The following is a 26,729-nucleotide window of genomic DNA, read 5'->3' as shown; positions in this document are numbered from 1 at the left end:
ATCCAAGTGTGGTGGATGAGCTTGTCGACAACCGTATGAACCGGGAGAGCTGAGCCATGATGGATGGAAGCACCACTCTCGCAGCCCCAGTTCTGATCCTGCTTGGCCCCCCCGGGGCCGGCAAAGGCACCCAAGCGCGGATGCTGGAAGAAGAATTTGGTTTTGTTCAGCTTTCGACCGGTGATTTGCTAAGGGCCGCCGTTGCCGCCGGAACCGACGCCGGCAAACGCGCCAAGGCGGTTATGGAAGCGGGTGAATTGGTGAGCGATGACATCGTCATTGCGATCCTGCGCGACCGTCTGAACGATACCGATTGTGCCAAAGGTGTCATCCTTGATGGCTTCCCGCGCACAACGGTTCAGGCCGAAGCTTTGGACCGCCTTCTGGAGGATTCAGGTCAGCGCATCAACGCAGCGATCAGCCTTGAGGTTGATGACGCCGCCATGGTGACCCGGATTTCCGGGCGCTACACCTGTGGCGGTTGTGGCGAAGGGTATCACGACACCTTTAAACAGCCAAAATCGACCGGTGTTTGCGACAATTGCGGTGGCACGGAGATGAAACGCCGCGCCGACGACAATGCCGAAACCGTGGCCAGCCGCCTTGAGGCCTACCACGCGCAAACCGCACCGTTGATTGATTACTACAACGGTCATGGCGCGCTCAAGACAGTTGCCGCCATGGGCGACATCACTGAAATCGCGTCCGAAATGGGCGCAATTGTTCGGGGTGCTGTTGCGTAAGCAATAGCGCCCTGGCGCCCCTTGGGACGGGGGGCGCAGCCACGCTTGTCTTTTGGACAAGCACAAGGAGGAAGAGGAGGACCCGCATGACGGATCACACATCTCAAGACGCGAAAGCCGCCGAAAAGTCCGATCAGGGCTATTGGGCCGCCAACGTGCGCATCATTCTGGTTAGCCTGGTTATCTGGGCTGTCGTTAGCTTTGGCTTCGGCATTTTGCTACGCCCAATGCTCAGCGGCATTAGCGTTGGCGGAACAGACCTAGGTTTCTGGTTTGCCCAACAGGGTTCAATCATCGTCTTTTTGGGCCTGATCTTTTTCTACGCCTGGCGGATGAACAAGCTCGACCGTGAATACGGCGTCGAAGAGGAATAAGCGCAATGGATCAGTTTACCATCAACCTGCTGTTTGTTGGCGCGTCTTTCGCGCTCTATATCGGCATCGCGATCTGGGCCCGCGCCGGTTCCACATCCGAATTCTACGCTGCGGGTCGCGGCGTTCACCCGGTCACCAACGGTATGGCGACAGCGGCTGACTGGATGTCAGCGGCCTCGTTCATTTCGATGGCCGGTCTTATCGCGTTCACCGGCTACGACAACTCTTCGTTTTTGATGGGTTGGACAGGCGGCTACGTTCTGCTGGCTCTGCTGCTTGCGCCTTACCTGCGTAAGTTCGGCAAGTTTACCGTGTCGGAATTCATCGGCGATCGTTTCTACAGCCCAACCGCGCGTGTTGTTGCGGTTATCTGTCTGATCGTTGCCTCGACCACCTATGTTATCGGTCAGATGACCGGTGTTGGTGTTGCCTTTGGTCGCTTCTTGGAAGTGTCCAACACGGCTGGTCTGTTGATCGGTGCCTGTGTGGTTTTCGCCTACGCTGTTTTCGGCGGCATGAAGGGTGTGACGTACACTCAGGTTGCTCAGTACGTTGTTCTGATCATGGCCTACACCATCCCAGCGATCTTTATCTCGCTGCAGCTGACCGGTAACCCTGTTCCTGCTCTGGGTCTGTTTGGTGATCACGCTGCGTCGGGTACCCCGCTGCTGACCACCCTTGACCAGATCGTTGCCGAGCTTGGTTTCAATGAGTACACAGCCCACCACGCTGACACGTTCAACATGGTTCTGTTCACTCTGTCGCTGATGATCGGTACTGCGGGTCTGCCCCACGTGATCATGCGCTTCTTCACCGTTCCTAAGGTTGCCGACGCGCGTTGGTCTGCTGGTTGGGCACTGGTGTTCATCGCGCTGCTGTACCTCACCGCCCCTGCGGTTGGTGCCATGGCACGTCTGAACATCACCGAACTGATGTGGCCAAATGGCACGTCTGGTGATCCGGTTTCGGTTGAAATGATCGAAGACGAAGCCCAGTACGACTGGATGGCGACTTGGCAGAAAACTGGCCTCTTGGGCTGGGAAGACAAGAACGGCGACGGCAAAATCGCTTACTTCAACGAAAAAGACGCCGACACAGTTGCCAAAATGGAAGCTGCTGGTTGGGGTTCTGAAAACGAGCTGACCAAGTTCAACCGCGATATCCTGGTTCTTGCGAACCCTGAAATTGCGAACCTGCCATCTTGGGTTATTGGTCTGGTTGCTGCTGGTGGTCTTGCCGCTGCTCTGTCAACCGCTGCTGGCCTGTTGCTGGCGATTTCGTCTGCGGTTTCGCATGACTTGATCAAAGGTTCGATCAACCCGAACATTTCGGAAAAAGGTGAATTGCTCTCCGCTCGTATCGCCATGGCCGTTGCCATCGCCGTTGCGACATGGCTGGGTCTGAACCCTCCGGGCTTCGCTGCTCAAACCGTTGCCCTTGCCTTCGGTCTGGCCGCTGCGTCGATCTTCCCTGCGCTGATGATGGGCATCTTTACCAAGGTGAACAACAAAGGTGCTGTTGCAGGCATGTTGGCCGGTCTGGGTGTCACCCTGATCTACATCTTCCTGCACAAAGGTTGGTTCTTTGTTCCGGGCACCAACACCTTCACCGACGCTGACCCCCTCTTGGGGACAATCAAATCGACATCCTTCGGTGCGATTGGCGCCATGGTGAACTTCTGTGTGGCCTTCACAGTCTCCAAATTCTCGGCTCCTATCCCTACCGAGATCGAAGAGCTGGTCGAAAGCGTCCGCGTACCACGCGGTGCTGGCGAAGCTGTGGACCACTAAACAATGATTGCCTTGCTGTCTCCCATTCGGCCGGGCAACTCATGACCCAAACGGGGCACCCATTCGGTGCCCCGTTTTTATTGACGGGGGTCGAAGCCCTTAAACTTTCGGCAAAAAATTCCCGCGAGACCGATGAAACCTTGCTCCAAATCAAGGCCCGGACTTGCAATTCAGCGTTTAGTTTTCCCAACGTATGCCCCAGTAAAAAAGAGCCTCTCCAATGCCTCTAGATACCGCCGCCCTTGCCCGATTTCTGAGCGCCGTGCATCCCTATGATGCGCTATCAGAAGAGGCGCTGACCGCGCTCTTGCCCCGCTTTGAATCGCGTCTCTATTTTGCAGGCGATGAGATATATAGCCTTGGGTGTGAGCTAGAGGGCCTGTACCTTATTCACGAAGGACAGGTCGAAATTCGCGACGAAAACGATGTGCCTGTCTCCTTGTTGGGGCGTCGCAACTCATTTGGTGAACGCGGATTGCTGCGCGATGGCCAATCCGTGACCTCGGCCCGCGCGATCGAAGATTGCCTTTTGGTCATTCTGCCCCGTGATGCCTTTCATGCGCTGCTTGACCAAGAGGACGCCGCCCGTAAGTTTTTTGACCGCACCCGAAGTGCCAAACCACAAAAGGCGGATTTGGCCACCAGCCGGGTTGAAACCCTGATGGCCCCTGCCCCGCTGACTTGCCCGCCACAAACCACCGTCAAAGAAGCCGCGCAAATCATGCATTCGCGCCATATTTCTTCGGTCTGTATTCTGGAAGGCACCGAACTGCTCGGCATTGCAACAATTCGCGACCTATCGGGCAAAGTTGTTGGCGGTGCCCTGCCCTTTGACACACCGATAAAGGACATCATGACACCGGACCCCGTGACCCTCTCGCCGTCTGACATTGGGTCTGACGTGCTCCACATGATGATGGAGCGCCGGATCGGGCACGTACCGGTCACCGAAGCGGGCAAGCTTGTCGGAATTGTCACGCAAACCGACCTAACCCGGTTTCAAGCGGTCAGCTCCGCCGAACTGGTTTCGGAAATCGCCCACGCCCATACCGCCGAGGCCATGGCCGAGGTCACAGCCCGCATTCCGCAACTGCTGTTGCAGCTTGTCGCCGGGGGCAATCGCCACGAGGTTGTCACCCGCCTGATCACCGACATTGCCGATACAGCAACGCGTCGATTGTTGGCACTGGCCGAAGAACAATTCGGCCCCCCTCCCGTGCCCTACCTGTGGCTCGCCTGCGGCAGTCAGGGTCGCCAAGAGCAAACCGGCGTTTCCGATCAGGACAATTGCCTTTTGATCGACGACGCCGTGACAGACGACCAGATGCCCTATTTTGCCAAAATGGCCGAATTTGTCTGTGCCGGTCTTGATACCTGTGGCTATGTGTTCTGTCCGGGCGATATGATGGCGACTAATCCGCGTTGGTGCCAACCGGTGCGCGTGTGGCGCGACTATTTCCGCAGCTGGATCAACAAACCGTCACCCGAGGCCCAGATGCTGGCCTCGGTGATGTTTGACCTACGTCCGATTGGCGGCCGCGTTGGCTTGTTTGCGGACTTGCAAGAAACGACCCTAGAAGCGGCCTCCAAGAACTCGATCTTTGTGGCACATATGCTGTCCAACTCGCTCAAGCACACCCCGCCTCTTGGGTTGCTGCGCGGCTTTGCGACTATTCGGTCGGGCGAGCACAAAAACCAGTTGGACCTCAAACACAACGGCGTTGTGCCAGTGGTGGATTTGGGGCGGATTTATGCGCTTCAAGGGAAGTTGGCCGAAGCCAATACCCGCGCACGCCTAGAGGGTGCAATGGCCGCGGGTGTGCTAAGCCAGACCGGCGGACAGGACCTGTTGGATGCCTATGATCTGATCGCCGAAACACGGCTGGAGCATCAGGCAGAGCAAGTCAAATCAGGGCAAGCTCCTGACAATTATCTGGCCCCGGCGGATCTATCTGATTTTGAACGTAGCCATTTGCGCGACGCCTTTGTGGTGGTGAAGTCACTGCAATCTGCCGTAGGACATGGGAAGGGAATGCTCGGGTGAGGTCAGCCACGAACGGCGACCAAATTCCATGCATGGAATTTGCAAAACTCTTGCAAGAGTTTTGATGGCGCACCCGGCTCGGGAGAAAACAAAACACCGGACATCGGTGTTGGGGAGGTTGAATGTTTCTAGAACTGATCGCGGTCTTTATCGCAGGGTTCGCAGGGGCCGGTGCAATGATGTTGCTCGGCAAAATTTCGGGTGGTCGCCTGCCTAAATGGCTGGTCCCGGTTGGTGCCGGGGCTGCGATGCTGATCGCCGGGATTTCAAGTGAATACAGCTGGTTTAGCCGCACATCTGGCAACCTGCCCGAGGGTATCGAAATCGCGGAAACCGGTGAAAGCAAAGCCCTTTGGCGCCCTTGGACCTATGTGTTTCCGATGACCAACCGCTTTGTTGCCGCCGATACCGGCAACATGCAGACCAATAGCGAAACCGATGGGCTCTACCTTGTCGACCTGTATTTCTTTGGTCGTTGGCGCGCCGTTCAGGTCGTCGAAGTCATGGTCGACTGCAATGGACACCGGCGTGCTGATCCGGTTCTTGGTGATGGCTCCGACCCGCTATGGCGCGACGTCGGACCACAAGATTCCGTCGTCAAAACAGTCTGCAAGGAGGCCTAACATGTTTACCAAACTAAGCCTGCGTTTGCGCGTTTTTCTGTTCTTTTGCCTGATCGCACTGGGTGGCACGGGCTTGGTTCTGGTATCGCTTTGGATTGGTCATTCCCGCGTGGCCTCGACCTCGGTCACCGATGGGTTTGTCTTTGCCGGCATCATCTCCATCTTAGGCACCGTAGGGCTGACCGCCGGGATTTGGCTGTTATTTGATGAAAACGTCGCCAAACCCATTGAAAAGCTGGCCTCCGAAATGCGCACCCGTGCTCATGCGGGTGTCGGCTCTGACGTGGATACTCAGGCCGCGCGCTATTTGGGTGATTTGGCCCCGGCGGCCAGTGCTGTGACAACCGCCTTGTCCGACACCGCCCTATCAACAGCCCAACAAGTCGCCGCAGAAACCGAACGGTTGGCCGCCGAAAAGGCCCGGCTCACCGCCCTGCTCACCGAAATTCCTGTGGCGATGATCTTGGTAAACGCCCACAATCAGATCGTTCTGTATGATGGCCAAGCCGCTGAAGTTTTGTCACAACTTGGCGTCCCGCGTTTGAATGCACCCATTTCAGAATACTTCGATCTGGCCAGCCTGACCTCCGCACAGAACAAGCTCAACAAAACTGGAAAGGACGTGACCTTTTCTGCCAAAGGCGTGCATGACAGGCTTAGCTTTGACACCCGGATGAAGCCGATGGAAGGGGGGGGCTACATGCTGATGATTGACGCCGAACACGTCGACATCTCTCCCGATGCGGCCCGACCTCTGGTTTATGATTTCGACCTGATGGAACGCGGCGACGTGGATTTGGGCGACAAAACTCAACTGCGCGATCTGACATTTGCGGTCTTTGACACCGAAACCACCGGCTTACTCCCGCACAAAGATGACATCGTGCAAATTGGTGCCGTTCGGGTGGTGAATGGTCGAATTATCGACGGCGAACGGCTTGATCAATTGGTTGATCCCGGTCGCCCGATCCCGCCCGCTTCAACCAAAGTGCACCATGTCAGCGACGCCATGGTCGCAGGCGCTCCTGATATTGGCGTCGCCGGGGCGCAATTCCACCAATTCGCAAGCAATTCGGTCATCGTGGCCCATAACGCACCGTTCGATATGGCGTTTTTGCATCGCGACAAAGCCCGCATGGGCGTCGAGTGGGATCATCCGATCCTTGATACGGTCCTGTTGTCTGCTGTTTTGTTTGGGGCCTCGCAAACTCATACCCTGGATGCGCTTTGTGATCGACTGGATGTGACCATTCCGCCTGAGTTGCGCCATACGGCCCTCGGCGATGCCCAAGCCACCGCCGAAGTTCTGGTGCGCATGCTGCCTATGCTTGAGGCGCGCGGATTGACGACCTTTGGCGAGGTTGTCGAAGAAACACGGCGCCATGGTCGGTTGCTCGAAGACTTGAACTAACGATCTCGCGCGCCGTTGGGGGACGGTGGGTGGGGCGATGCTCGCCGCGCGAGCAAGCGACGCCCCGTCCCAAGATCAACGTTGAGGGAGACGAACCGCCCCATCAAGGCGAATGGTTGTGCCATTCAAATAGGCGTTTTCGCAAATCTGACAGACCATCTGAGCATACTCCGCCGGGTCACCCAAACGGTGCGGGAATGGAATATTCGCAACGATCCCCGCAGTCACATCATCGGGCAAGCCTTCCATCATTGGTGTCCCGAACAAGCCCGGCGCAATCGCCATCACGCGCACACCTTGCTTTGCCATTTCCCGCGCTGCAGGCAGGCACATGGCCGCAATCGCGCCCTTTGATGCGGAATAGGCCGATTGGCCAAATTGACCATCTTGATAGGCAATCGAGGCTGTGTTGATCACAACGCCGCGCTCTCCGGTCTCCAACGCGTCCTGATCCATCATCGCACGGGCGGCGTAGGACATCACGTTGAATGTCCCGATCAAATTGACCCGGATCGTGCGTTCAAACGCGTCGATCGAAAGCGCTCCTTCGCGGCCAACAATCCGTTTGGCCGGGGCAATCCCAGCACAGTTGACGGCAATCCGAGGCTTACCAAGGTCCGCAATGACCGTGTCAAAGGCTGCCGCCACCGAAGCCTCATCGCCAACATCGGTTTTGATGGCAATACCACCGATGTCCGCAGCCATCTGGGCTCCCCCCTCGGCATCAAAATCAAGGATGGCCACCTTGGCGCCTTCCGCCGCCAGCCGCCGTGCTGTCGCGGCCCCCAAACCGCTTGCCCCGCCGGTAACAACCGCAATCTGACCTGTGATATCCATGGCGTCCTCCATTCGCTCTCTATGTCAAAGGCCCTTTTCACGCCTCAAACGGCGTCAAAACAGCCCAATTGGCATTTGAATGGCCAAAACCAATCGAGCCGTCAATGCCGACACCGCTAACAATTGAACAAATGTTCAAAAAACCGCCTGCGCCCGCATTGCAAGCGCTCCATCAGCCCGTTTCGCCCAAAGGTCATAGCCGCCATCGCACCTACGTCCTTCAATATGAAACGGAGCATTTCCCGATATCGGGGCCAGGCCACGGAACTCAAATCGGATCGGTGGACGCCCCTCGTGGCGCGTGACCAAGTCGACCAAAAGCGTGGCGGTCAAAGGCCCGTGAAAGACCAATCCGTCGTAGCCTTCCACGTTGCGGGCGTAGTCAACATCGTAGTGAATACGATGCCCGTTGAAGGTCAAAGCGGAGTAGCGAAACAGTATGACCGGATCAGGTTGAACCAGTTCTGAGAACGCAGCCCCTTCTGGAGACATCTCAGGGGGCGGAACAGGTCGGCTTGGATCGGGATCTTCGCGATAGACAATATCATGTTCTTCGGTCACCGTAGCCTCACCGTTCTGAGACAGGGTGTGGCGCAGGGTCACAAAACACAATGCTCCTCTGCGGCCGCGTTTCTCTTCCAACTTGATAATGGAGGAGCGTTTTTCAATCTCTTCCCCCAAGCGCAGCGGCTGATGAAACTCAAACCGTCCCCCGGCCCACATCCGGCGCGGCAATGCAACAGGCGGTAGAAACCCACCCTTTTTCGGATGGCCATCCCGTCCCAATTCACTGGGTGGCAACGCGTCAAGAAAATACAGCCAATGCCACAGCGGTGGCAGTGCATCGCCTTCTCTAAAATTTTGAGACTGTCCCAAAGTTGCCGCCATCAGCCGAGCCGGAGCACAGCGAAGGTGATCTTGGCGTGTTTCGGTCCTGCCAATCCAATTGGTCAAATCCGCTGTCATATTGGGCCTTTCGTGTTGCGCCACTTTCGCCAAAGTGGGTGTCTCAACTGGTGTAACACCAAGCTTGAGGCGGTGAAATCATCTGTGCCGAGCCACCTTGCCCTAGGGTGCCGGATCGGCATGTGGGGCGTAAACCTTTTCGATTTCCAAAAGTTTTTGCTTGCGCCACAACCCACCACCGTATCCCGTTAGGGTTCCATCCGCACCAATCACCCGATGGCAAGGCACCACAAGCGCAATTTGGTTGGCTCCATTGGCCCGCGCAACGGCGCGAGTCGCTTGCGGTTTGCCAATCAATTTCGCCAACGCGCCGTAGCTTCGGGTTTGACCGGCCGGAATATCTTGGAGCGCGCGCCAAACGTCTTGCGTGAAGGCGGACCCATGAAAGGCCAGTGGCGTTTCGAAACGTGCCGATGTTCCGGCTAAAAAATCGGCCAGTTCGGATTTGATTTGGTCGATCGGGGCCGTCGTTCCGATGCCAATGTCACCTTTGACCGCTGCGCACAATTTGCCCAACTCAGTTTTCAACGCCTTTCGCTCCACAAATTCGAGCAAATGGAGATGAGAGGTGCTAGCCACCGCGATCATATCCCCGAGCGGAGTCGCAATCCAATCCGCCATGAGCAATCCTGTGGAGCCAAAGCTAGACGGAGGTCGGCCAAGCAACCGTCCAAAAGCCGCCCGAAACGCGCTCCCTGATGAAAACCCCGCGTCCAGTTGGGCATCAATCACCCGATCACCGGCCTGCAGGGCGACAAACCCATCACGTAACCGACGCTGCCGCGCCATTTCCAAAAATGTCATGCCAAACTGACGTTTAAAGCTACGTCGGACAGTGGACGGGTCAAATCCAAGCCGGGACAGGTCTGCTTCGGTCCAGCGGTACTCGGGCCGGTCTTCCAACTTGGACAACAACTCCGCTATAACCGGGTCAGCTTGGGCTGCGGGTTGCATTGGGTGGCACCGCTTGCAGGGCCGATAGCCGGCTTCGATACAGGCCCCTATTGTCGCAAAGAACGTACAGTTTTCAGGCTTAGGTTTGCGAGCAGGGCAGGTTAGGCGACAAAACACCCCGGTCGACAACACACCGACATAGACCTGCCCGTCATAGCGGTCATCGCGGGCAATCAAGGCGCGGTACAGCGCATCATTATCAGGCAAAGGTATCAACATGGGCGCGTTCTATCACGCCAGATTGGCGACACCGCCTGAAATCGGGCGACTATTTCAAATTTTGAGATTTGTGAAAGCTGCGCGCGGCTGTTTCAAAGGCCTCTTGGCGGCTAAACCCGGCAATCCGTTTCGCGACCATTCCGTCAAGCGGCAGGCCCCACGTCTTAATCATACATCCCAAAATGACATACATGCCATGAATGGCGATCACATCCATGATCTGCGCAGTGTCAAAATGAGAGGCAAGGTCATTCAAAACCGGCTGGGAAATTTGGTGATTTTTGATCAAATCATCAACGGACAAAAGCAAAGCAGCCTCCGGTTTGGCCCACGCCTCCCCGACCGACGCGTCCAGAACGGCCTCGATCTCTGACAAGGTCAATCCACATCGCAATGCGCGATCAACATGGGAACCCCATTCGTACCACGCACTCAGATGGACCGCGACACGCAGGATAACCAGCTCGCCCAAGCGCGGTCCGAGGCTGCCGCCATTGACCGAATAATTGCGGAAATCCCACCACGCATTGAGCAAACCAGGATTGTGCGCCATCAACTTGTGAACATTGATTGGGGCACCGTGCATATCGGAGACAATATGCGTCAATGACGAATCCCAGTCGCCTATTTCTTTGATGCCAATGTCCTGTGACATGCTCGCCCCTTTTTGCGCTTTTGGTGCATATGCAGAGGGGTTGCGCAAATGAAAAGGCCAGACCAGCTATTTTTCCAAAGCGCGCGAAATCCTGTCAAGTTGCTGTGACATTAGCATCAAATGTGTAACTTGCCCCCCTGCGACCTCTCCGGCCAAGGAAATGGCCGAGCTTTCGATCAACCGAGCCGCTTCTTTTAGGTTGAAGACGATGTCTGACGCCTCATGATTGGTCACAGTTTCCTCCGACTTGTTTTTTGGGGAATTCAAGAGCCCAAAAACTTCCGGTGCATCTCTTCGCATATGTGTGTCCCGTTTTAAGTTTCTGTAGAAACACGGCTTTTCCTTGAAACAAGCTTCGGTATAGAATCTTGCTCCACGTTTCTCGACCCCAAGACTATCGAGCAATAGTTTACAGTTTCAAGAAAAAATACACTTTTAACGTGTGTTTTTTAACAAAGACACCATTTGATGCCAATACATCGACGGAAAACTCGGTTATTGGTTTCAAAATGGTCGATCGGGTCTAACCTTGGGACATCATCAACGCTTTTTCGACCGCGACAAGCAAATCGCGTTTTTGAACCGGTTTCATGAGACGAATATCGTCTGACCTAAGACCATCCCCCACAACAGCCGCTTCGCTTGCATACCCGGACATGAATACCACCCGCAAATCGGGCCAACTCTCCCGGAGTTCTCTGACAAGAGCTGTTCCTTGTAAGCGTCCAGGCATAACAATGTCTGTTAAAACAAGATCGAAGCTTGGGTTGGTTTCAAACGCGACCTTGGCTTGGTCTCCATTTGCAACCGCAGTGACGACATATCCGGCCTTCTCTAAGATCATGACCAAAACGTCTAGAACATCCTGCTGGTCTTCTGCCAAAAGGATTCGGGCACCTTTGGAGACAGCATTTTCGCGTTCTTCTGGCAACGAAACGTCGTCAAGGGTCTGCATATCCCCGATTGGAAAATAGAGTTTGAACGTGGTCCCCACACCAAGCTCGGAAGAGACCCGAACCGTCCCCCCGGTTTGACGCATAAAGCCCATCACCATCGAAAGCCCAAGTCCAGACCCGGCCCCCGGTGACTTGGTCGTGTAAAAAGGCTCAAAGACATAGTCCACCATTTTGGGATCAATGCCGGTTCCGGTATCAGTGACGCTCATCATCACGTATCTTCCCGGCGCAAGGTCATCGCCGTAGGTCTTGAAGTCTTCATCGTCTATTTGAACATTTGTCGTTGCGAGCGATAGATGACCGCCATTTGGCATGGCGTCGCGCGCGTTCAGGATCAAGTTCAACAATGCGCTTTCTGTGGATGCCTGATCCGCTGAAACCGGCCATAAACCGGCCAACAAGGACGTTTCGATTGTAATATTGGCGGGCAAGGTGCGTCCGGCCCAATTTTTGGTTTCCAAAACAGTGGTGTTAAGATCAATGATTTGCGGCTCAAGCCGAGCACGCCGCGCAAAGGAAAGCATTTTGTGGGTCAAGTCGCCCCCCCGCATAGCCGCTGCTATACCGGCCTCAATCATCTGACGATGATCATGGTCCCCAATTTCATCACGCAACAGTTCCAAATTCCCAATGATAACTGCCAACAGGTTGTTGAAATCATGGGCAACTCCGCCGGTCAACTGTCCGATGCTTTCCATTTTCTGAGCTTGCATCGCCAGAGCGCTTTGCTCTTTTAGCTGCTGTTCTGCGTCGACAATTGCCGTGACGTCAAAGATGATACTATCGGTTCGAAAGCGGTTGTCGCTTACCCGTACCGAATTGCCAAAGTAATCGATCCATTTGGTTTTACCGAATGTGTCTCGGATTTTTAAACGTCGGGTCATCGGCATCAAGTTAAGCGTCGCCTGAAGCAAATCTTCACGCATCTGATCTTGTTCGTCGGCGTCCAATGACCGGATCAAAACATTGGCATCAGAAAGAACATCCTCGCAAGAAATTCCCCAGATATCGACCACATGCTCACTCGCATATACTGTGCGCGGCGGGTGCCCTTTGGCCAACTCGACACTCACAATTGCTCCGGGCAACCCGGTGGCGATAGACACCAGCCTTTGCTCGGCTTCAAGCTTGAGATCTTCAGAGCGTTTGTAGTCGGTCAAATCGACTTGAATACCAATCGCACGGGAAAACTGCCCTTCGTTGTTTCGATCCGTTACCCAGTTGCAGCGATAGTAACGCAAGCTGCCGTCAGGCATTACACCACGAAACTCCATTTGATCGACAGCGCTCGCGTCCTGAGCAACATCCGAAATCGTGTCCAACACACGCTTTTGGTCTTCTGAATGAACACGCGCAATCCAGCTTTCAACCGGGATTTCGCCTGCCTTTCCAGTCAGTTCAAATAGACGCATCATACCGTCATCAAAAATCACATTCTTGTTTTCAGCCCGATATTCAAAAACCCCCATGCGCCCGGATTGCGTTGCCATGTTCAAGCGCCGTCCCAGCTCTGCGGCCGAACGTTCCGTGGTATTGACCCGACTTGCGACGCTCACAACCAACCCAGTGGCCAAAATTGACATACCGCCCAATGCCAAACAGGCGACAAGCTCGGGAACGGTTTCTTTGTTCCCTCCAAGAATAGACGCCGCTGCGAATATTACGAGATGCAGAACAACCAGTCCACCAATGGCCTCGGCCGCAAACCTGCGCGAAAAGCCTGTCTCCTCCTGTCCGGGACTAAAATGTCCGATGACCATGCCTACTGCGGCAATGGAGCAATACAATGGAAGACTAATTGTAAAATCAGAACCGTATCCCAACAGACCAACCGCCAATCCGGCCAGGGATGCTATCAGAACACCAATCCACCCGGTCAGATAACCGGCAAACAAAAGCGGGCCCGCCCCGCCCTCCAAATGGGCTGCGTGGCTCTCCGTCGGAATCGTATTGGTCGAGACTAGAACAAAAACCAGACCAAACTCCGCGGCGACCGCGATCTTTGATCGTTTTGGTTTGCAACTCAGGTAAGACGAAGAGCGGCTGACATAGAGGCCCACACCACACAAAAGTAGAAAGGTGATGTTTTGAATGACCTGTAAAAACACCATCCCTGTGACCTTTCCGCTTTGGTTACAGGCTAACCTAAAAAAACGCTTTGGCGAGATAAATCAAGCGCCTGCAGGGTGTCGCATCCAAAGAAAAGGTCAATCTTTGTAGCGGCAATCCACCCAAGTGTGAGCAAGTCAAAAAGGGATCATCTTTTGCGGGAAATTAAGTTGCATTTCACACCTATAAATTGCAAGCATAGGCAAAGACCTTTGCCCCTATTTCCCGGATGTTTTCAGACACCAGCTGACAATATCATCGACATGAATAGGGAGCGTAATGGCCATGCCTGCCGTGAACTCGGCAAAGGCCACTTTGTTCGCCTGCCCCCCGCTCATGCCAACCAAAACCGGAATGTCTTGCTCAAGAGCCGCCGCAATCGCCGCACGAAACCCGCGTCCTTCAGCCTCCTCTGGGCCGAATTTATTGAGGACAAAAACATCCGGTTTCACCCCATCAAGCGAGGCTTCGACCGCCCCGACCGCATCGGCAATGGCCGCCGGGTTCAATCGACAGCCATTTGAGCCCTGGCCCAAGGATTGCGTGATGCGGATGGTGTTTTGACTGGGCAAAACACGGACATCCATATCGCATTGATGACTGTCGTCGGGCATGTCCTGTAGGACTTTGATAATCCCGCTTAGACGCAACCCGCGACGTTCCAGTTCCAGCGCGGCTTGCGAAATCAACCGATCCGTTTCGCCACGCCCTTCGGCTCCAACCGCTCCGATGTTCATGTCGCCCCCATTCTTGGCCTAGATATACACAATCTAAGTCACGCAAACCGGGGCGACCATGCGACCCAACGCGCTAATGTTTGGAACGTTGCAACATTCCAAAGAGATCACGCGGATCATCCGGATCGGCCAACATATCCAATTGCGCATAGAAATCGGTACCTTGGATAGCCCCAAGCACATATCGCAAGGCCGAAAAATCTTCGATCGCGAAACCAACGCTGTCAAACAAGGTGATCTGCTTGGCGTCACGTCGTCCCGGCACCTGACCAGTGATCACTTGCCAAAGCTCGGTCACCGGGTGGTCTTTGTCCAGTTGTTGGATTTCGCCTTCGACCCAGGTTTGGGGCGGGTATTCGACAAAGATATCAGAGCGCAAAAGAATGTCGCGATGCAGCTCGGTTTTGCCGGGGCAATCGCCGCCAATCGCATTGATATGCACCCCAGAGCCGATCATGTTGTCGGTCAGGATCGTGGCATTCTGCTTGTCGGCGGTACAGGTTGTGATGATCTGCGCCCCTTCCATCGCCTCTTCGCCGCTTGTGCATTGCACGACGTTAAGACCCATCCCCGCAAGGTTTGCGGCGCATTTGGCCGTGGCACCTTGGTCCGTATCAAAAAGCCGAACTTCGGTGATGCCGCAGATCGCCTTGAAGGCCAGACATTGAAATTCCGATTGTGCGCCGTTGCCAATCATCGCCATCACCGTTGCACCCGTGGGGGCCAGATGTTTGGCGGCCATTGCGCTTGTCGCGGCAGTGCGCAGCGCCGTTAGCAAGGTCATTTCGGAGAGGAGTTTCGGATAGCCACTATCCACATCCGCCAAAAGACCAAAGGCGGTGACGGTTTGAAGCCCCTCTTTGGTGTTCTTGGGATGGCCATTCACGTATTTAAAGCCATACATCTCCCCATCGGACGTTGGCATCAGTTCGATCACACCGACATCGGAGTGAGAAGCCACGCGCGGGGTTTTATCAAACAATTCCCAGCGCTTAAAATCCGCCTCGATGGCGTTTGCCAAATCACGCAAAACGGTTTCGATGCCGATATGATGAACCAAGGCCATCATGTTATCGACAGAGACAAACGGCACAAAGGCCAGATCAGAAGGGTGTGGTGCCATGATAAAAGCCTCAGTAGCTGCGGGTCACGCGGTCAAGAACACGACGGCCAAACAGGCTTGCCGTGAGATCAACCATCAGCCGCGCGGTGCGGCCTTTGACATCAAGAAATGGGTTGAGCTCGACGAGATCGAGCGACGAAACAAGGCCGCTGTCATGGAGCATTTCCATAACGTGGTGCGCCTCGCGGAAGGTTGCGCCACCGGGAACCGTTGTCCCAACGGCCGGGGCGATATCCGGTTCAATAAAATCGACATCAAGGCTCACATGGAGCAAACCATTTGCCGCCTGAACACGATCCAAAAATGCCTTTAGCAAAGGCGCTATTCCATGCTCATCAATCGCACGCATATCATGTGCGGTGACGTCGGTGTCTTGCAACAAACGGCGTTCTTCTCCGTCAACAGACCGCAGGCCCAAAATGCAAACATTGGCCGGATCAACCGCCGCAGAAAGGGGCGCATCAAGGTAGCTTTCAAACCCCGGCAACCCACAGGCAAAGGCCAAGGGAGTACCGTGAAGATTGCCGCTTTGGGTTGACCCGAATGTATTGAAATCAGCATGGGCATCGAGCCACAAGACAAACAACGGCCGCCCCTCTTCCGCGGCAACTGCGGCATGCCCCGACACAGTTCCGGCGGACAACGCGTGATCACCCCCCAGATAGATCGGCAGAGCCTCACTCCGTGCCAGTTTTCGCGCATCTTTGTGCAAGGACCGCGTCCAGCCGGCAACAGTTTCAAGCTGTTTCAGGTGGTTATGCGCGGTTGTGATGTGATCAACCGGTTCCGGCTCCGCATCCCCCAAATCCGTGACTTCGTGACCCAAGGCCTCAAGCTCTTCGGCCAATCCGGCGGTGCGATAGGCATCCGGCCCCATCAGGCAGCCGCGCCGCCCTGCCCCGGCTTCGATCGGAGCCCCTAACAATACGATCTTGGTCATGCTGCAATCTCCGCGGGGCGCGCACTCAGATGAAGGCCCGCGATGGTGCACCGCACCGACCCGCCGGCGAGTTCGATGGTTGGAATGTCCAATGCGACGATCTTGGTATGGCGTTCGATGCGTTGAACTTGATCAGGAGACAACGAGGCAACCGCCCGTGAAGACAGGGCCAGAATGCGGCCATCGCGGCCCTGCAATTCAATCGCGTTCCCGGCAAACTCACCGATTTGAGCCGGGGTGAGGTCAATCACATCACGTGGGCCATCGGCCAAACGCGACACCACATCGGACCGCCGGGTCGCATCCGGGATCATACTGCTTCCAATAAGGGCGAAATCGGTTGCGATGCACATCAAAACATTGGTGTGATAGATCGGCGCGCCATCAATGGTCACGGCATCAAACACCACAGGTTCGTAGTTGAAATGGGTGCAAAACCGTTCCAACAAAACCTCACTCGTGCGGTTCGATCGCGCCGCATAGGCCACCCGCTCAAGGTGATCGAGAACCATGGCCCCCGTCCCTTCAAGAAACAGGTCATCCTGTTCCAGCCCGGAATAATCAATCACATCCTGCACCCGAAACCGCTGCTTGAGCATTTCCACAACATCAGCGCGGCGTTCGGCGCGCCGGTTTTTGGAATACATTGCATGCAAGGCAACATGGCCGCCGGCATGGGTGGAAAACCAGTTATTGGGAAAAACGCTATCGGGCGTATCGGTTCCCGTGTCCTCAAACACATGGACAGCAACACCATGCGATTGCAGGGTTTTTACAGCCTGTGAAACCTCGTCATAGGCCTTTTTTGCAATCACGGAACGATCCCCCGATGCAGGCGTTTGAAATGCATTATCGGCAGCGGTTTGCGCGTTTGGGGTGAAATGATGTGGTCGGATCATAACAACCGCTTCGGGCGCTTGGAGCGAGCGCAGAGCCATATCAACTTCCTATTCTGGTCGGGTACTGTTTGGGCGTTGAACAGACTTTACAGACCGGAAGTGAACAAATCATATAGGCATGCGGTGCTTTTTTCGCAGTCATATTTGACATTATGAACATACCGATTTAACAAATAGTCATGCAAATTCTTGATGACCTCGACCGCCGCCTTGTTGCCATCCTTCGTGAAGATGGCCGCGCCCCGATCTCAAAACTCGCCACGATTTTAGGGGTGACCCGCGCCACCGTACAGGCGCGGTTGGATAAACTGATCGACAGCGGTGCCGTGCTTGGCTTTACCATTCGCGCCCGTCAGGAACACGGCCCAGACGGTGTTCATGCGGTGATGATGATCGAAGTATCGGGTCATTCAACCAGCGCCGTGATCCGCCGATTGCGCGGTGTTCCCGAACTCCGACAGTTGCATTCAACCAATGGCAAATGGGATCTGGTCGCTCAGCTCACTGCCGACAGCCTGCCCGAGTTTGACCGCGTCTTGCGCATCGTGCGACAGATCGAGGGCATCACGAATAGTGAGACTTCAATCTTGCTCAGTTCGGTCTGACAATCACACCGGACCACGAACAACCATTTTCGGCGGCGTCTCGCCTAGCGTCGAGAGCGCTCCCATACGACTGGGAGCGTCTACATCATCAAACCGGGTCAGATGCGGACAAGCCGCAACAAGGTGTTGCATGTGAACGACAAGCGACGCCAACGCAGGCACTTAGGTGATTAGGTCAATGGCGCAAGCAGGTAATTCAGGCAGATCAAAGACCGAAGCCGCACAGAGCCAGACACTCACCTTCTAAAACAGTTCAATATAATCATACTATTAGATGAATTGGCGGAGGCTCAGGGATTCGAACCCTGGGAGGACTTTCACCCTCGTCGGTTTTCAAGACCGGTGCATTCGACCACTCTGCCAAACCTCCGCGTTCGGGCATCTTTAATACCCCTTTTTCGATTCTAAAAGTCCTATACGTCAAAAATCTGCTCATTCACAAACTGCAGGCTTTTCATATGGCACTCAACACGTTACTCTGACGGGAAACGGGGCAAAACACCCGACGAGGCAGTAGTGACCGGAAAATCCGGCATTGAGTGCGGCAACGCCCGCGCAAACACAGGCATGAGGCACAGCATGAGCGGTATGAATTCGCCCAAACGTAATCGGACTCTGCGCGCAAGTTTTGCGTTCACCAGCTTTTTGATGCTGTCGGCATGTGCCGATGGGCAAATGCCCGGTTTTCTTCAACCCCAAGCCGGAGGGGGTGACGAAATGGTGGCCCGCGCGGCAACCTCGGGTGCGACAACAGAGCGCGATGTAGAAGCGCCGGAGATTTTCCAAACCACCGAAGCCGGTCTTTGGGATGGCCGCCCGTCCCTTGGCGGTGTGTGGATCGCGCATCCCGATGTTACCGACCCGGAACGCGCCATCATTCGCAATGAAAGCAATGGCAAATTTGTCATCGGCGCGCTTTTCCGTCGGGAACGCGAAACACCCGGTCCGCGCCTACAGATTTCATCCGATGCCGCCGCTGCGCTTGGCGTTTTGGCCGGTCAGCCGTCGAACTTGAATGTGGTTGCACTGCGCCGTGAAGAAGTGGCCGTAGACACTCCGGTCGAGCCCATGATTGACGCGGCTGCGATGCCCGCAGCACCCGAGATTTCCGAAGGACGCTTGGATCCGGTTTTAGATAGCGCCGCCAAGGCGATTGAAACCGCCGCCCTCGCCCCGACGGCCACAGCCGCAGCGCCCAAACCCAGCACCAAGCCAGCCACATCGTCCCTAAGCAAGCCATACGTGCAAATCGGCATCTTTAGCGTTGAGCAAAACGCCCGCAACACGGCAACGGCCATGCGTCAAGCTGGCATGGTTCCAACCGTCAAGGAACATAACTCCAAGGGTAAAACCTTCTGGCGGGTTGTTGTTGGCCCAGCTCAAACAAAATCAGAATTGTCGACGCTTGTTAAAACCATTAAGGGCACCGGATTTACCGACGCCTATGCGGTTACAAACTAAGCCAAACAGGCTCGGTTTCGACAGTGTCGGCAAGAAAACGCAACCTATCACAAGCAGGCGGGTGACAGCCCGTCTGTTTCCGGCAATAAACGGTTCAACGTTTTGACCCGATTGTTTGGACAGGAGCCGCCACATGAGCTTTTTGCCACGCCACTTTTTGGCAAGTGCCGCCGTTTTTGCCCTTTTGGCTGCGCCAGCATCAGCCTTTGACACCCGCGCCAAGGCCGCCTTTGTGCTGGACCAAACCACCGGAACGGTGTTGCTGGCCAAACGCGCTGACGAAGCGCTCCCCCCCGCCTCAATGTCTAAGCTGATGACGCTCTATATTGCGTTCGAGGCCATTCGCGACGGTCGTTTGAACGTCGACGAGAAGCTGCCGGTGTCGAGCCATGCCATGTCCTATGGTGGGTCGACAATGTTTTTGGACACCACTGACCGGGTCAAAGTTGGCGACCTTCTGCGGGGTATTATTGTTTTGTCGGGCAATGACGCCTGCGCGGTTATTGCCGAAACTCTAAGCCCCGATGGCACCGAAAAAGGCTTTGCCAAGCTGATGACCCAGCGCGCCCAACAAATGGGCATGACAAGTTCCAGTTTCCGAAATGCATCGGGGTGGCCCGCCAAGGGGCATGTCATGTCGATGCGCGATCTTGTCCTGCTGGCGACCCGTTTGATTGAAGATTTCCCAGAACACTACGAAATGTTCTCCGAGAAGACCTTTGCTTTTGATGGTCGTGCCCCCGGCAATGTCAACAACCGCAACCCACTTTTGGCGCTTGGGATTGGCGCTGATGGGCTTAAGACCGGCCATACAAGCGAGGCAGGATATGGCCTTGTTGGCTCGGCCAAGAACGGCAAACGTCGGGTGATTTTTGCGATCACTGGGCTTGATAGCGAACGCGCCCGCGCCGAGGAATCTGAAGCAATCGTCAACTGGGCCTTTCGGCAATTCGCCGAACAAACCATTGTTACCAAAGACAAAGCTGTCGCAGATGCCGATATTTGGCTCGGGGCCGAAGAAAAGGTGGGGCTTGTGGCGAAACAAGACATAACTTTGCTTTTGCCCGTGAACCCATTGGGCGGCGTCAAAGCCGAAGTAGTTTATACCGGTCCAATTGAGGCCCCGGTAGAACAGGGACAGAAATTGGCGGAATTGATTATTAGCCCCGACGGTTTGCCTGAAACCCGTGTTCCATTGGTTGCGGAAAAAGCGGTTGCCGGAGGTGGGTTTATGGATCGGATGCTAACCGTGTCACAGGTTTTGCTCAAACGCCTGCAGGACGGGCCAAAGGAGCAATTGTGACGACCACAAACGGCGCAAACGGGCTGTTTATCAGCCTGGAAGGCATAGACGGTTCCGGAAAATCAACGCAGGCGCGGCTCTTGGCAGAGGCTTTGCAGAAAGCTGGCCGCGATGTTGTGTTGACGCGCGAACCCGGTGGCAGCCCCGGAGCCGAAGAAATTCGTGCATTGGTGTTGCAGGGTGATCCTGATCGCTGGTCCGCCGAGACAGAATTGCTTTTGTTCACCGCCGCCCGACGCGATCATCTTGAACGGACCATTCGACCTGCCCTTGCCGCTGGACAGGTGGTTATTTGTGATCGTTTCGCCGATAGCACCCGCATGTATCAAGGGCTTTCGCGCGGCGATCTGCGTGGCAAAGTCGACGCGCTTCACGATCTGATGATCGGCATGGAACCCGACCTGACATTGTTGTTCGATATGGACCCCAGCGCTGGCTTGGCGCGGGCCAAATCTCGTGCCACCGTAGAGGAACGGTTCGAAGATTTCGGCGTTGGTTTGCAGGAAAAGATGCGGGCCGGATTCTTGGCCCTCGCTCAAGAATTCGAGACCCGATTTGAGGTCGTAGATGCCGCCCGCAAGGTCGATGCCATTGCCGATGACGTCTTGGCCCGGGTGATGGCCCGCCTGACATGAGCGACGTCGATCTCCCGGAACCTGATCGCATCGAGGGTGCGCCGCATCCACGCGAAACCACCGAATTATTTGGTCAAAGCCGCGCCGAAGCCGACTTTTTGACCGCGTTCAACACCGGTCGGTTGCATCACGGCTGGATGCTCACCGGTCCACGCGGTGTTGGCAAAGCAACTCTGGCATGGCGCATTGCGCGATTTTTGCTGGCCACGCCCCCCGTCGAAGACGATATGTTCGGGGCCCCTCCGCCCCCCGACACGTTGGACATTTCGCCTGACCATCCGGTTTCACACCGTATGTTGGCGCTTTCGGAACCCGGATTATTTCTGTTGCGCCGTGGCCCTACGGACAAAGGCGACAAACTGGCGGCAGAAATCCGCGTCAACGAAGTGCGCAAACTGGGCCATTTCTTTTCGCTGTCTGCGGCGGATGGCGGTCGCCGCGTGGTGATTGTCGACAGCGCCGATGAGTTGAACATTCAAGCCGCCAACGCGATTCTGAAAATGCTCGAAGAGCCGCCTGCCAACACAACGATCTTATTGATAAGCCACCAACCCGCCCGGCTATTGCCGACGATCCGCTCGCGCTGTCGCGTTTTGCGGCTTGGTCCCTTGTCACCCGATGACATGGCCGCCGCCTTAGCTCAGGCCAATGCCCATGTCGATCCGGCAGATGCCCCTGCCCTGACAGAATTGTCGCAAGGATCAGTCGGTGAGGCTTTACGCCTGATCAATTTGGGTGGTTTGCAGCTCTATTCGGACATATTGGCTGTGCTCGGTAGCCTGCCCAACTTTGACCGCGCCAGAATGCTCGCCCTATCAGATAGTTGTGCGGGCAAAGGCAAGGAAGCGCGGCTTGATCTGTTATTGACGCTTGTCGACCAACTGACCGCCCGTCTTGCCCGCACGGGCGTAACCGGCCATCCGCCATTGCACGAAGCTGTCCCCCAAGAGGCCGGGATATTGGCACGTCTGTCACCCGATCCGCACACCGGGCGACATTGGGCGACGTTAGCAGGCCAAGCCAGCGACCGCGCCCGCCATGCCCGCGCTGTCAATGTTGATCCAGCGGCTTTGGTGACCGATCTTTTTTTACAACTCAAACACTAAAACTTTGCGCCGGCCATAGTTCCGTCAAAACGGCATGAGATTTGTGACTTGGTTCGATTTACAAAGTCAGTTTGATCCCATGTTGCGTTGCTTAATTCTAGTTCTTTTCTTCACTGCCGAGGCTGCAGCCTCCCCTCTCGACACGTCCCCTCTTGATCAACCGACGGCTCAGACGACAAGTGATTTGTTGGAAGCCGGGGATTTTAACAATCTTGATCAGTATCTTAATGGTTTGCGCGCCGCGCGCGCCAAGGACGCATCCGGATATTTGCAGCTCACACATGCCTATTTGCGGTTTTGGGGGCATGGTTTGAACGTCAACCTTGCCCAGAACAAAGACCTCGATATCGAAGCCCAACTGCGCCATTGGAGAACCGCAAAACCACATTCGATTGGCGCAGTCACGGCCACCGCCATTTTCCTCGCGCAGCGCGTCAAAGCTTTGCCGGCTGGCTCACGTTCACAACAGGATGCCATGTCCGATGCGCTTGACTTCATACAAAGAAGCCAATCAATCGGGGAGGCAGATCCGCATTGGGGCGCGACGCATCTAGAGGTGTTGGCGTTGCAAAACACCGCCTCTGGGCAGTTCGAGCAAATCCTTGAACAGGCTGAGCGCGACAACCTCCCCCCGTTTCCACTCTATATCGGCGCCGGTTTGTATCTGAGGCATCACGACCAGCAGCGCCTTTTGCCATTTGTCTTAAACGCCGACCGTGCCGAACTGGGTCTGTCGGCGCGGCTTTTCACCTATTTCGCCCCATTCCTATCAACAGCTGGCCCCGAGGCATGGGAGCCCCTTAAACTCTCTTACAAATCGGTGCTGGCGGACTATCCGAGTGACTGGAACCGTCAAAGCTTGGCCAAAGCGGCCTGTGCCTTTGGAGACTTTAAAGAAGCGGCATTGCACATCGAAAAGCTACCTTGGCTAGATAACCTAGACCTTTGGGGTCAGCCTGATGTCCCGCAAGCCTGTCGTGACACCATTCTTGAGTTGGAACTTTGGAGCTGTGAGGAGGCCCTGACGAGCGCCTGCATGACACTCGAGCCCAGGCTTTCAGCTTTGGAACGCGGTCTAATCATTGTCGGCGCGACCTTGCTTGGATCTCTCGTTGTCAATTGGATCATCACCCATCGGCGCATGAAAAAGGCCCCGCGCATCACCTTGGACGAGGTTCAGGCCGTAAAAGCCGCGCGTGAAGCGAGCAAACTCCCGCGTGTGCGCATCGAAAACACCGGACAGGCGCCAACACTTGATGTGCAAAGCAAACTGGGTGGATTGCCAAGTTCAGATGCCAATCACAGCGATTGGCCAAGGACGGGCGAAACCGGAATGCCCATGCTGTTTTTGGCGCAAATCAATCTGGACGACATGCCTAAGCTAACGGATTTTCCGTCTCACGGCCTGTTGCAAGTCTTTGCCGGGATCGAAGAGGACGGTCATCTTATCAACACAGAAGATGCAGGTGCGTTCGAGTTGCGATACCTACCAAAACCCCAAAACGGTCAAACGCTGGCCTTGCCCAATCGTCTGCGCAATCTGGGCAAAGGCGCAGCTTTGTCACCGGATGTCATTCAAAACGGCCAACGGATCACGTTTGAAGAAGACACCGACCATAGTTGTCTGTATCACCGGCATCTGGACCACCTGTGGCGTGATTGGTCGGAACGACAATTCGCGGATAAAGACGCCCGTCAAGCCGCCGATGCGCTCTTGTCGCCCGATGAACTGGAAAGCGATGCGGCACCGGCCCATTGGATCGGCGGTCATCCGGATTTCATTCAAGATGACGTGCGCGCCGATCCTGCTTGGCGCGACATGGACCGGGTGATTTTGCACTTGGGCTTTGACGATGACGTCTGCATCGGCGACGCCGGGATGCTTAACGTGATGATGACGCAAAGCGATTTACGACAAGGTGCTTTTGACAAGGCCATTTGCACATGGGATTGCGGGTAAACGCAAAGAGGCGGACACTTTGCCCGCCCCGATATAGTTTTGGACGTTAGACGATGCCGCCTTGGATCAAACGATCGGCAAGTTGCGCATAGGACTTGGCCATTGCGCTATCAGTTGTGGCGATTGGGGTGCCGCCATCGCCCCCCAACCGCGTATCCAAGTCGATGGGCAGTTGCGCCATCAGTGGGACACCAATCTTGTCGGCTTCCGCCGCAACACCGCCTTGACCAAAGATATGACTATCTTTGCCACAATGTGGGCAGGTGAACACCGCCATGTTCTCGATCAGGCCCAACACAGGTGTCTTGAGGGTCGCAAAGGCATCAAGCGCCTTGCGCGCATCCAAAAGTGCCACGTCTTGCGGTGTGCTCACCACAATCGCCCCGGCGACTTCGGATTTTTGACACAGAGACAGTTGCACGTCGCCGGTGCCGGGCGGCAGGTCGACAATCAAAACGTCCAAATCGCCCCAGTCGACCTGCATCAACATCTGTTGCAACGCCCCCATCAACATTGGCCCGCGCCAAACCACGGCCTTATCCTCGGCCAGCATTGAGCCGATCGACATCACCGTCACCCCATGCGCCTTGAGTGGGAGAATGGTTTTGCCATCCGGGCTTGCAGGTTTGTCCGTGAGGCCAAACATTCGCGGCTGAGATGGGCCATGGATATCGGCATCAAGCAAACCGACCTTTTTTCCCGCACGCGTCAGAGCAACGGCAAGGTTTGAAGACACGGTTGACTTGCCGACGCCGCCCTTGCCCGACCCAATCGCCAGAATGGTTTTCACCCCGGCGGGTTTCATCACCCCTTCCTGAGGCTTGGGGTGCCCGCCCATTTTCAATTGCGGGGGAGGAGATTTTGCTTCGGCGGTTAAAACAGCACTGACCGCACCTACCCCATCTACTTGACCTGCGGCCGCTTCGGCCGCTTGGCGCAGCGGTTCCATATGTTTGGCGATTTCCGCGCTTGGCGCTTCGATCACAAACCGAACCGACCCACCCTCAACCGTCAATGCTCGAATCATATCTCTGGAAATCAGGTTGCCGCCGTCCGGCAATTCAAGCCGGGCCAAAGCGTCTCGAATCGCGGCCTTTGTGTCAGTCATGTAAAAACTCCATCTCAGTTACACCAATAACTGGCTGTGACCGCCCGTCACTGCAACCCAGATTAGCTTAAAGAGTAAAAAACCAGCAGCTCGTTAACTTTACCTAAGGTCTTTCATGCATTTTCTGCATAGCAGCATTGCCGAAACCGACCGTTGTGCAGGTGCAGCATTTCCCCCATGTTTAGCGCAACCAAACAACACAGCCGACGAGGCAACGACGAACATGGCATACGCAACTGAGATCACCACCGGAACCCAAAGCGGTTTGAGCGCACGTTTCACCGGGCTTTTGATTGACCTACGTGCCCGTCTGGCCCGCCGCAAAGTGTACACCCAAACGATTAGCGAATTGCAGAACCTTTCGGACCGCGAACTGGCTGATCTGGGTTTGAACCGCTCAATCATCCGTCGCGTCGCCTTTCAGGCCGCTTACGAAGTATAACATAGAACACCGCAAGGGACGCTCCTCCTCCCTGTTTCTTGCGGCTTCGGCGACGGTATCGCTCCTCCTCCCTGATACCGCCGCCGCCTAATTCGGGCCAAACGGCCCAACAGAATGACGGATCCTCTCCTCCTCCCTGGATCCCTCATGACAAGCGGTGGCCCCTCTCCTCCTCCCTGGGGTCACCGCCGCAAAATTCGGGTCAACGACCCAACAGAATGACAGACCCTCTCCTCCTCCCTGGGTCTCTCATCACAAGCGGTGCCTCCTCTCCTCCTCCCTGGAGGTACCGCTGCGAGTTTCGGACCAACCAGTCCACATGACATGTCTGGCCCACTCCTCCTCCCGGGCCTTTCATAGACGCGGCGGCTCCTCTCCTCCTCCCTGGAGCCGTCGCAACCAAATTCGGACCTCAACGGTCCAACGCCTTGCTGGGTCCTCTCCTCCTCCCTGGACCCTTCAAAGCTCGCGGTGATGCCACTCCTCCTCCCGGCATCACCGCAACGCAAATTCGGGCCAAACGGCCCAACGGAATGATGGGCCCTCTCCTCCTCCCTGGGCCTCTCATGATCGCGGTGGCTCCTCTCCTCCTCCCTGGAGCCACCGCACCAAAACCAAGGGTCGCATGACCCATCTGATTTGAGCCCTTCTCTTCCTCCTCCCAGAGAATTGTTATGGGTTTCAAAAACTGGAAACGGCGCTGCTCACCTCCCTGAGCAGCGCCGTTTT

General features: G+C 55.6%; 24 protein-coding genes and 1 tRNA gene. 13 read left to right on the top strand and 12 right to left on the bottom strand.

Going from position 1 to position 26,729, the window contains the following annotated elements:
• Nucleotides 1-59 precede the first annotated feature (59 nt).
• The 6 genes from AC5EFR_RS20565 (at nucleotide 60) to AC5EFR_RS20540 (ending at nucleotide 6,985) form a co-directional block, all read left to right on the top strand.
• The gene (locus AC5EFR_RS20565) at nucleotides 60-743 is read left to right on the top strand and encodes an adenylate kinase (RefSeq protein WP_493577604.1); all 684 of its coding nucleotides are present in this window, start codon (nucleotides 60-62) and stop codon (nucleotides 741-743) included.
• An 86-nt stretch (nucleotides 744-829) separates the two neighbouring features.
• Nucleotides 830-1,117 carry a DUF4212 domain-containing protein gene (locus AC5EFR_RS20560; RefSeq protein WP_299923651.1) on the top strand — a complete coding sequence of 96 codons (288 nt, stop codon included), beginning with the start codon at nucleotides 830-832 and terminating at the stop codon, nucleotides 1,115-1,117.
• 5 nt (nucleotides 1,118-1,122) lie between these two features.
• A complete protein-coding gene (locus tag AC5EFR_RS20555; RefSeq protein ID WP_493577602.1) occupies nucleotides 1,123-2,907 on the top strand; it encodes a sodium:solute symporter family protein in 1,785 nt (594 codons plus the stop codon).
• 220 nt (nucleotides 2,908-3,127) lie between these two features.
• A complete protein-coding gene (locus tag AC5EFR_RS20550) occupies nucleotides 3,128-4,951 on the top strand; it encodes a DUF294 nucleotidyltransferase-like domain-containing protein (RefSeq protein WP_493577601.1) in 1,824 nt (607 codons plus the stop codon).
• Nucleotides 4,952-5,073: 122 nt separating this feature from the next.
• On the top strand, nucleotides 5,074-5,574 hold the full coding sequence (locus AC5EFR_RS20545) for a hypothetical protein (protein WP_493577600.1): 501 nt from the start codon (nucleotides 5,074-5,076) through the stop codon (nucleotides 5,572-5,574).
• A gap of 1 nt (nucleotide 5,575) precedes the next feature.
• On the top strand, nucleotides 5,576-6,985 hold the full coding sequence (locus tag AC5EFR_RS20540; RefSeq protein WP_493577599.1) for an exonuclease domain-containing protein: 1,410 nt from the start codon (nucleotides 5,576-5,578) through the stop codon (nucleotides 6,983-6,985).
• A 75-nt stretch (nucleotides 6,986-7,060) separates the two neighbouring features.
• On the opposite strand, the gene AC5EFR_RS20535 is transcribed toward AC5EFR_RS20540, so the two are convergent.
• From AC5EFR_RS20535 to ctlX, 10 genes are all read right to left on the bottom strand, one after another.
• Nucleotides 7,061-7,822: an SDR family NAD(P)-dependent oxidoreductase gene (locus AC5EFR_RS20535; protein ID WP_493577598.1), complete on the bottom strand. Its 762-nt coding sequence runs from the start codon at nucleotides 7,820-7,822 to the stop codon at nucleotides 7,061-7,063.
• Nucleotides 7,823-7,957: 135 nt separating this feature from the next.
• Nucleotides 7,958-8,788, bottom strand: coding sequence for an HTD2 family dehydratase (locus tag AC5EFR_RS20530; protein ID WP_493577597.1), 831 nt, complete (start codon nucleotides 8,786-8,788; stop codon nucleotides 7,958-7,960).
• Nucleotides 8,789-8,890: 102 nt separating this feature from the next.
• Nucleotides 8,891-9,961, bottom strand: a complete 1,071-nt coding sequence (locus tag AC5EFR_RS20525) for a bifunctional transcriptional activator/DNA repair enzyme AdaA (protein ID WP_493577596.1) — start codon at nucleotides 9,959-9,961, stop codon at nucleotides 8,891-8,893.
• A 49-nt stretch (nucleotides 9,962-10,010) separates the two neighbouring features.
• Nucleotides 10,011-10,616: a carboxymuconolactone decarboxylase family protein gene (locus AC5EFR_RS20520; RefSeq protein WP_493577595.1), complete on the bottom strand. Its 606-nt coding sequence runs from the start codon at nucleotides 10,614-10,616 to the stop codon at nucleotides 10,011-10,013.
• Between the two features lie 66 nt (nucleotides 10,617-10,682).
• Complete coding sequence (locus AC5EFR_RS20515) at nucleotides 10,683-10,850, bottom strand: hypothetical protein (RefSeq protein ID WP_493577594.1); 168 nt, start codon at nucleotides 10,848-10,850, stop codon at nucleotides 10,683-10,685.
• A 289-nt stretch (nucleotides 10,851-11,139) separates the two neighbouring features.
• On the bottom strand, nucleotides 11,140-13,683 hold the full coding sequence (locus tag AC5EFR_RS20510; protein ID WP_493577593.1) for an ATP-binding protein: 2,544 nt from the start codon (nucleotides 13,681-13,683) through the stop codon (nucleotides 11,140-11,142).
• A 216-nt stretch (nucleotides 13,684-13,899) separates the two neighbouring features.
• Nucleotides 13,900-14,418, bottom strand: coding sequence for a DUF2478 domain-containing protein (locus AC5EFR_RS20505; RefSeq protein WP_493577592.1), 519 nt, complete (start codon nucleotides 14,416-14,418; stop codon nucleotides 13,900-13,902).
• Between the two features lie 73 nt (nucleotides 14,419-14,491).
• Nucleotides 14,492-15,541, bottom strand: coding sequence for an ornithine cyclodeaminase (gene ocd, locus AC5EFR_RS20500; protein ID WP_493577591.1), 1,050 nt, complete (start codon nucleotides 15,539-15,541; stop codon nucleotides 14,492-14,494).
• Nucleotides 15,542-15,551: 10 nt separating this feature from the next.
• Nucleotides 15,552-16,481 (bottom strand): arginase, encoded by a 930-nt coding sequence (gene rocF, locus AC5EFR_RS20495; RefSeq protein WP_493577590.1) that lies wholly within the window; start codon nucleotides 16,479-16,481, stop codon nucleotides 15,552-15,554.
• A complete protein-coding gene (ctlX, locus tag AC5EFR_RS20490) occupies nucleotides 16,478-17,413 on the bottom strand; it encodes a citrulline utilization hydrolase CtlX (protein WP_493577603.1) in 936 nt (311 codons plus the stop codon). Before ctlX ends, rocF begins: the two co-directional genes overlap by 4 nt.
• 146 nt (nucleotides 17,414-17,559) lie before the next feature.
• Here ctlX and AC5EFR_RS20485 point away from each other — a divergent pair, with 146 nt between their 5' ends.
• Nucleotides 17,560-17,985, top strand: coding sequence for an Lrp/AsnC family transcriptional regulator (locus AC5EFR_RS20485; RefSeq protein ID WP_493577589.1), 426 nt, complete (start codon nucleotides 17,560-17,562; stop codon nucleotides 17,983-17,985).
• Between the two features lie 280 nt (nucleotides 17,986-18,265).
• Here the strand turns inward: AC5EFR_RS20485 and AC5EFR_RS20480 are convergent.
• Nucleotides 18,266-18,355 (bottom strand) — tRNA-Ser (locus tag AC5EFR_RS20480).
• 209 nt (nucleotides 18,356-18,564) lie between these two features.
• On the opposite strand from AC5EFR_RS20480, the gene AC5EFR_RS20475 reads away from it, so the two are divergent.
• From AC5EFR_RS20475 to AC5EFR_RS20455, 5 genes are all read left to right on the top strand, one after another.
• Nucleotides 18,565-19,446 carry an SPOR domain-containing protein gene (locus AC5EFR_RS20475; RefSeq protein ID WP_493577588.1) on the top strand — a complete coding sequence of 294 codons (882 nt, stop codon included), beginning with the start codon at nucleotides 18,565-18,567 and terminating at the stop codon, nucleotides 19,444-19,446.
• Nucleotides 19,447-19,579: 133 nt separating this feature from the next.
• Entirely contained in the window at nucleotides 19,580-20,749 is a 1,170-nt protein-coding gene (locus tag AC5EFR_RS20470; protein WP_493577587.1) for a D-alanyl-D-alanine carboxypeptidase family protein, read from the top strand.
• Nucleotides 20,746-21,384 carry a dTMP kinase gene (tmk, locus tag AC5EFR_RS20465; protein WP_493577586.1) on the top strand — a complete coding sequence of 213 codons (639 nt, stop codon included), beginning with the start codon at nucleotides 20,746-20,748 and terminating at the stop codon, nucleotides 21,382-21,384. The genes AC5EFR_RS20470 and tmk overlap by 4 nt, the downstream gene beginning before the upstream one ends.
• Entirely contained in the window at nucleotides 21,381-22,490 is a 1,110-nt protein-coding gene (locus AC5EFR_RS20460; RefSeq protein ID WP_493577585.1) for a DNA polymerase III subunit delta', read from the top strand. The genes tmk and AC5EFR_RS20460 overlap by 4 nt, the downstream gene beginning before the upstream one ends.
• Before the next feature lie 79 nt (nucleotides 22,491-22,569).
• Entirely contained in the window at nucleotides 22,570-24,450 is a 1,881-nt protein-coding gene (locus AC5EFR_RS20455) for a YwqG family protein (protein ID WP_493577584.1), read from the top strand.
• A gap of 46 nt (nucleotides 24,451-24,496) precedes the next feature.
• Here AC5EFR_RS20455 and AC5EFR_RS20450 read toward each other — a convergent pair whose 3' ends face one another.
• Entirely contained in the window at nucleotides 24,497-25,558 is a 1,062-nt protein-coding gene (locus AC5EFR_RS20450) for an Mrp/NBP35 family ATP-binding protein (RefSeq protein ID WP_493577583.1), read from the bottom strand.
• A gap of 223 nt (nucleotides 25,559-25,781) precedes the next feature.
• Between AC5EFR_RS20450 and AC5EFR_RS20445 the strand changes: the two genes are divergently transcribed.
• Complete coding sequence (locus AC5EFR_RS20445; RefSeq protein WP_493577582.1) at nucleotides 25,782-26,000, top strand: DUF1127 domain-containing protein; 219 nt, start codon at nucleotides 25,782-25,784, stop codon at nucleotides 25,998-26,000.
• Nucleotides 26,001-26,729: the final 729 nt, after the last annotated feature.

Source organism: Pelagimonas sp. (assembly GCF_058892305.1).
This window is presented reverse-complemented; position numbering and strand designations above follow the sequence as displayed.

Excerpts from the sequence above, each read along its gene's own strand:
- AC5EFR_RS20445 (WP_493577582.1), top strand. The coding sequence starts at position 25,782 with ATGGCATACGCAACTGAGATCACCACCGGAACCCAAAGCGGTTTGAGC.
- AC5EFR_RS20545 (WP_493577600.1), top strand. The coding sequence starts at position 5,074 with ATGTTTCTAGAACTGATCGCGGTCTTTATCGCAGGGTTCGCAGGGGCC.
- AC5EFR_RS20530 (WP_493577597.1), bottom strand. The coding sequence starts at position 8,788 with ATGACAGCGGATTTGACCAATTGGATTGGCAGGACCGAAACACGCCAA.
- ocd (WP_493577591.1), bottom strand. The coding sequence starts at position 15,541 with ATGGCACCACACCCTTCTGATCTGGCCTTTGTGCCGTTTGTCTCTGTC.
- AC5EFR_RS20475 (WP_493577588.1), top strand. The coding sequence starts at position 18,565 with ATGAGCGGTATGAATTCGCCCAAACGTAATCGGACTCTGCGCGCAAGT.
- rocF (WP_493577590.1), bottom strand. The coding sequence starts at position 16,481 with ATGACCAAGATCGTATTGTTAGGGGCTCCGATCGAAGCCGGGGCAGGG.
- AC5EFR_RS20550 (WP_493577601.1), top strand. The coding sequence starts at position 3,128 with ATGCCTCTAGATACCGCCGCCCTTGCCCGATTTCTGAGCGCCGTGCAT.
- AC5EFR_RS20520 (WP_493577595.1), bottom strand. The coding sequence starts at position 10,616 with ATGTCACAGGACATTGGCATCAAAGAAATAGGCGACTGGGATTCGTCA.
- AC5EFR_RS20510 (WP_493577593.1), bottom strand. The coding sequence starts at position 13,683 with ATGGTGTTTTTACAGGTCATTCAAAACATCACCTTTCTACTTTTGTGT.
- AC5EFR_RS20485 (WP_493577589.1), top strand. The coding sequence starts at position 17,560 with ATGCAAATTCTTGATGACCTCGACCGCCGCCTTGTTGCCATCCTTCGT.
- AC5EFR_RS20565 (WP_493577604.1), top strand. The coding sequence starts at position 60 with ATGGATGGAAGCACCACTCTCGCAGCCCCAGTTCTGATCCTGCTTGGC.
- AC5EFR_RS20555 (WP_493577602.1), top strand. The coding sequence starts at position 1,123 with ATGGATCAGTTTACCATCAACCTGCTGTTTGTTGGCGCGTCTTTCGCG.
- AC5EFR_RS20535 (WP_493577598.1), bottom strand. The coding sequence starts at position 7,822 with ATGGATATCACAGGTCAGATTGCGGTTGTTACCGGCGGGGCAAGCGGT.
- AC5EFR_RS20470 (WP_493577587.1), top strand. The coding sequence starts at position 19,580 with ATGAGCTTTTTGCCACGCCACTTTTTGGCAAGTGCCGCCGTTTTTGCC.
- AC5EFR_RS20455 (WP_493577584.1), top strand. The coding sequence starts at position 22,570 with ATGTTGCGTTGCTTAATTCTAGTTCTTTTCTTCACTGCCGAGGCTGCA.
- AC5EFR_RS20540 (WP_493577599.1), top strand. The coding sequence starts at position 5,576 with ATGTTTACCAAACTAAGCCTGCGTTTGCGCGTTTTTCTGTTCTTTTGC.
- AC5EFR_RS20450 (WP_493577583.1), bottom strand. The coding sequence starts at position 25,558 with ATGACTGACACAAAGGCCGCGATTCGAGACGCTTTGGCCCGGCTTGAA.
- AC5EFR_RS20460 (WP_493577585.1), top strand. The coding sequence starts at position 21,381 with ATGAGCGACGTCGATCTCCCGGAACCTGATCGCATCGAGGGTGCGCCG.
- AC5EFR_RS20525 (WP_493577596.1), bottom strand. The coding sequence starts at position 9,961 with ATGTTGATACCTTTGCCTGATAATGATGCGCTGTACCGCGCCTTGATT.
- AC5EFR_RS20505 (WP_493577592.1), bottom strand. The coding sequence starts at position 14,418 with ATGAACATCGGAGCGGTTGGAGCCGAAGGGCGTGGCGAAACGGATCGG.
- AC5EFR_RS20560 (WP_299923651.1), top strand. The coding sequence starts at position 830 with ATGACGGATCACACATCTCAAGACGCGAAAGCCGCCGAAAAGTCCGAT.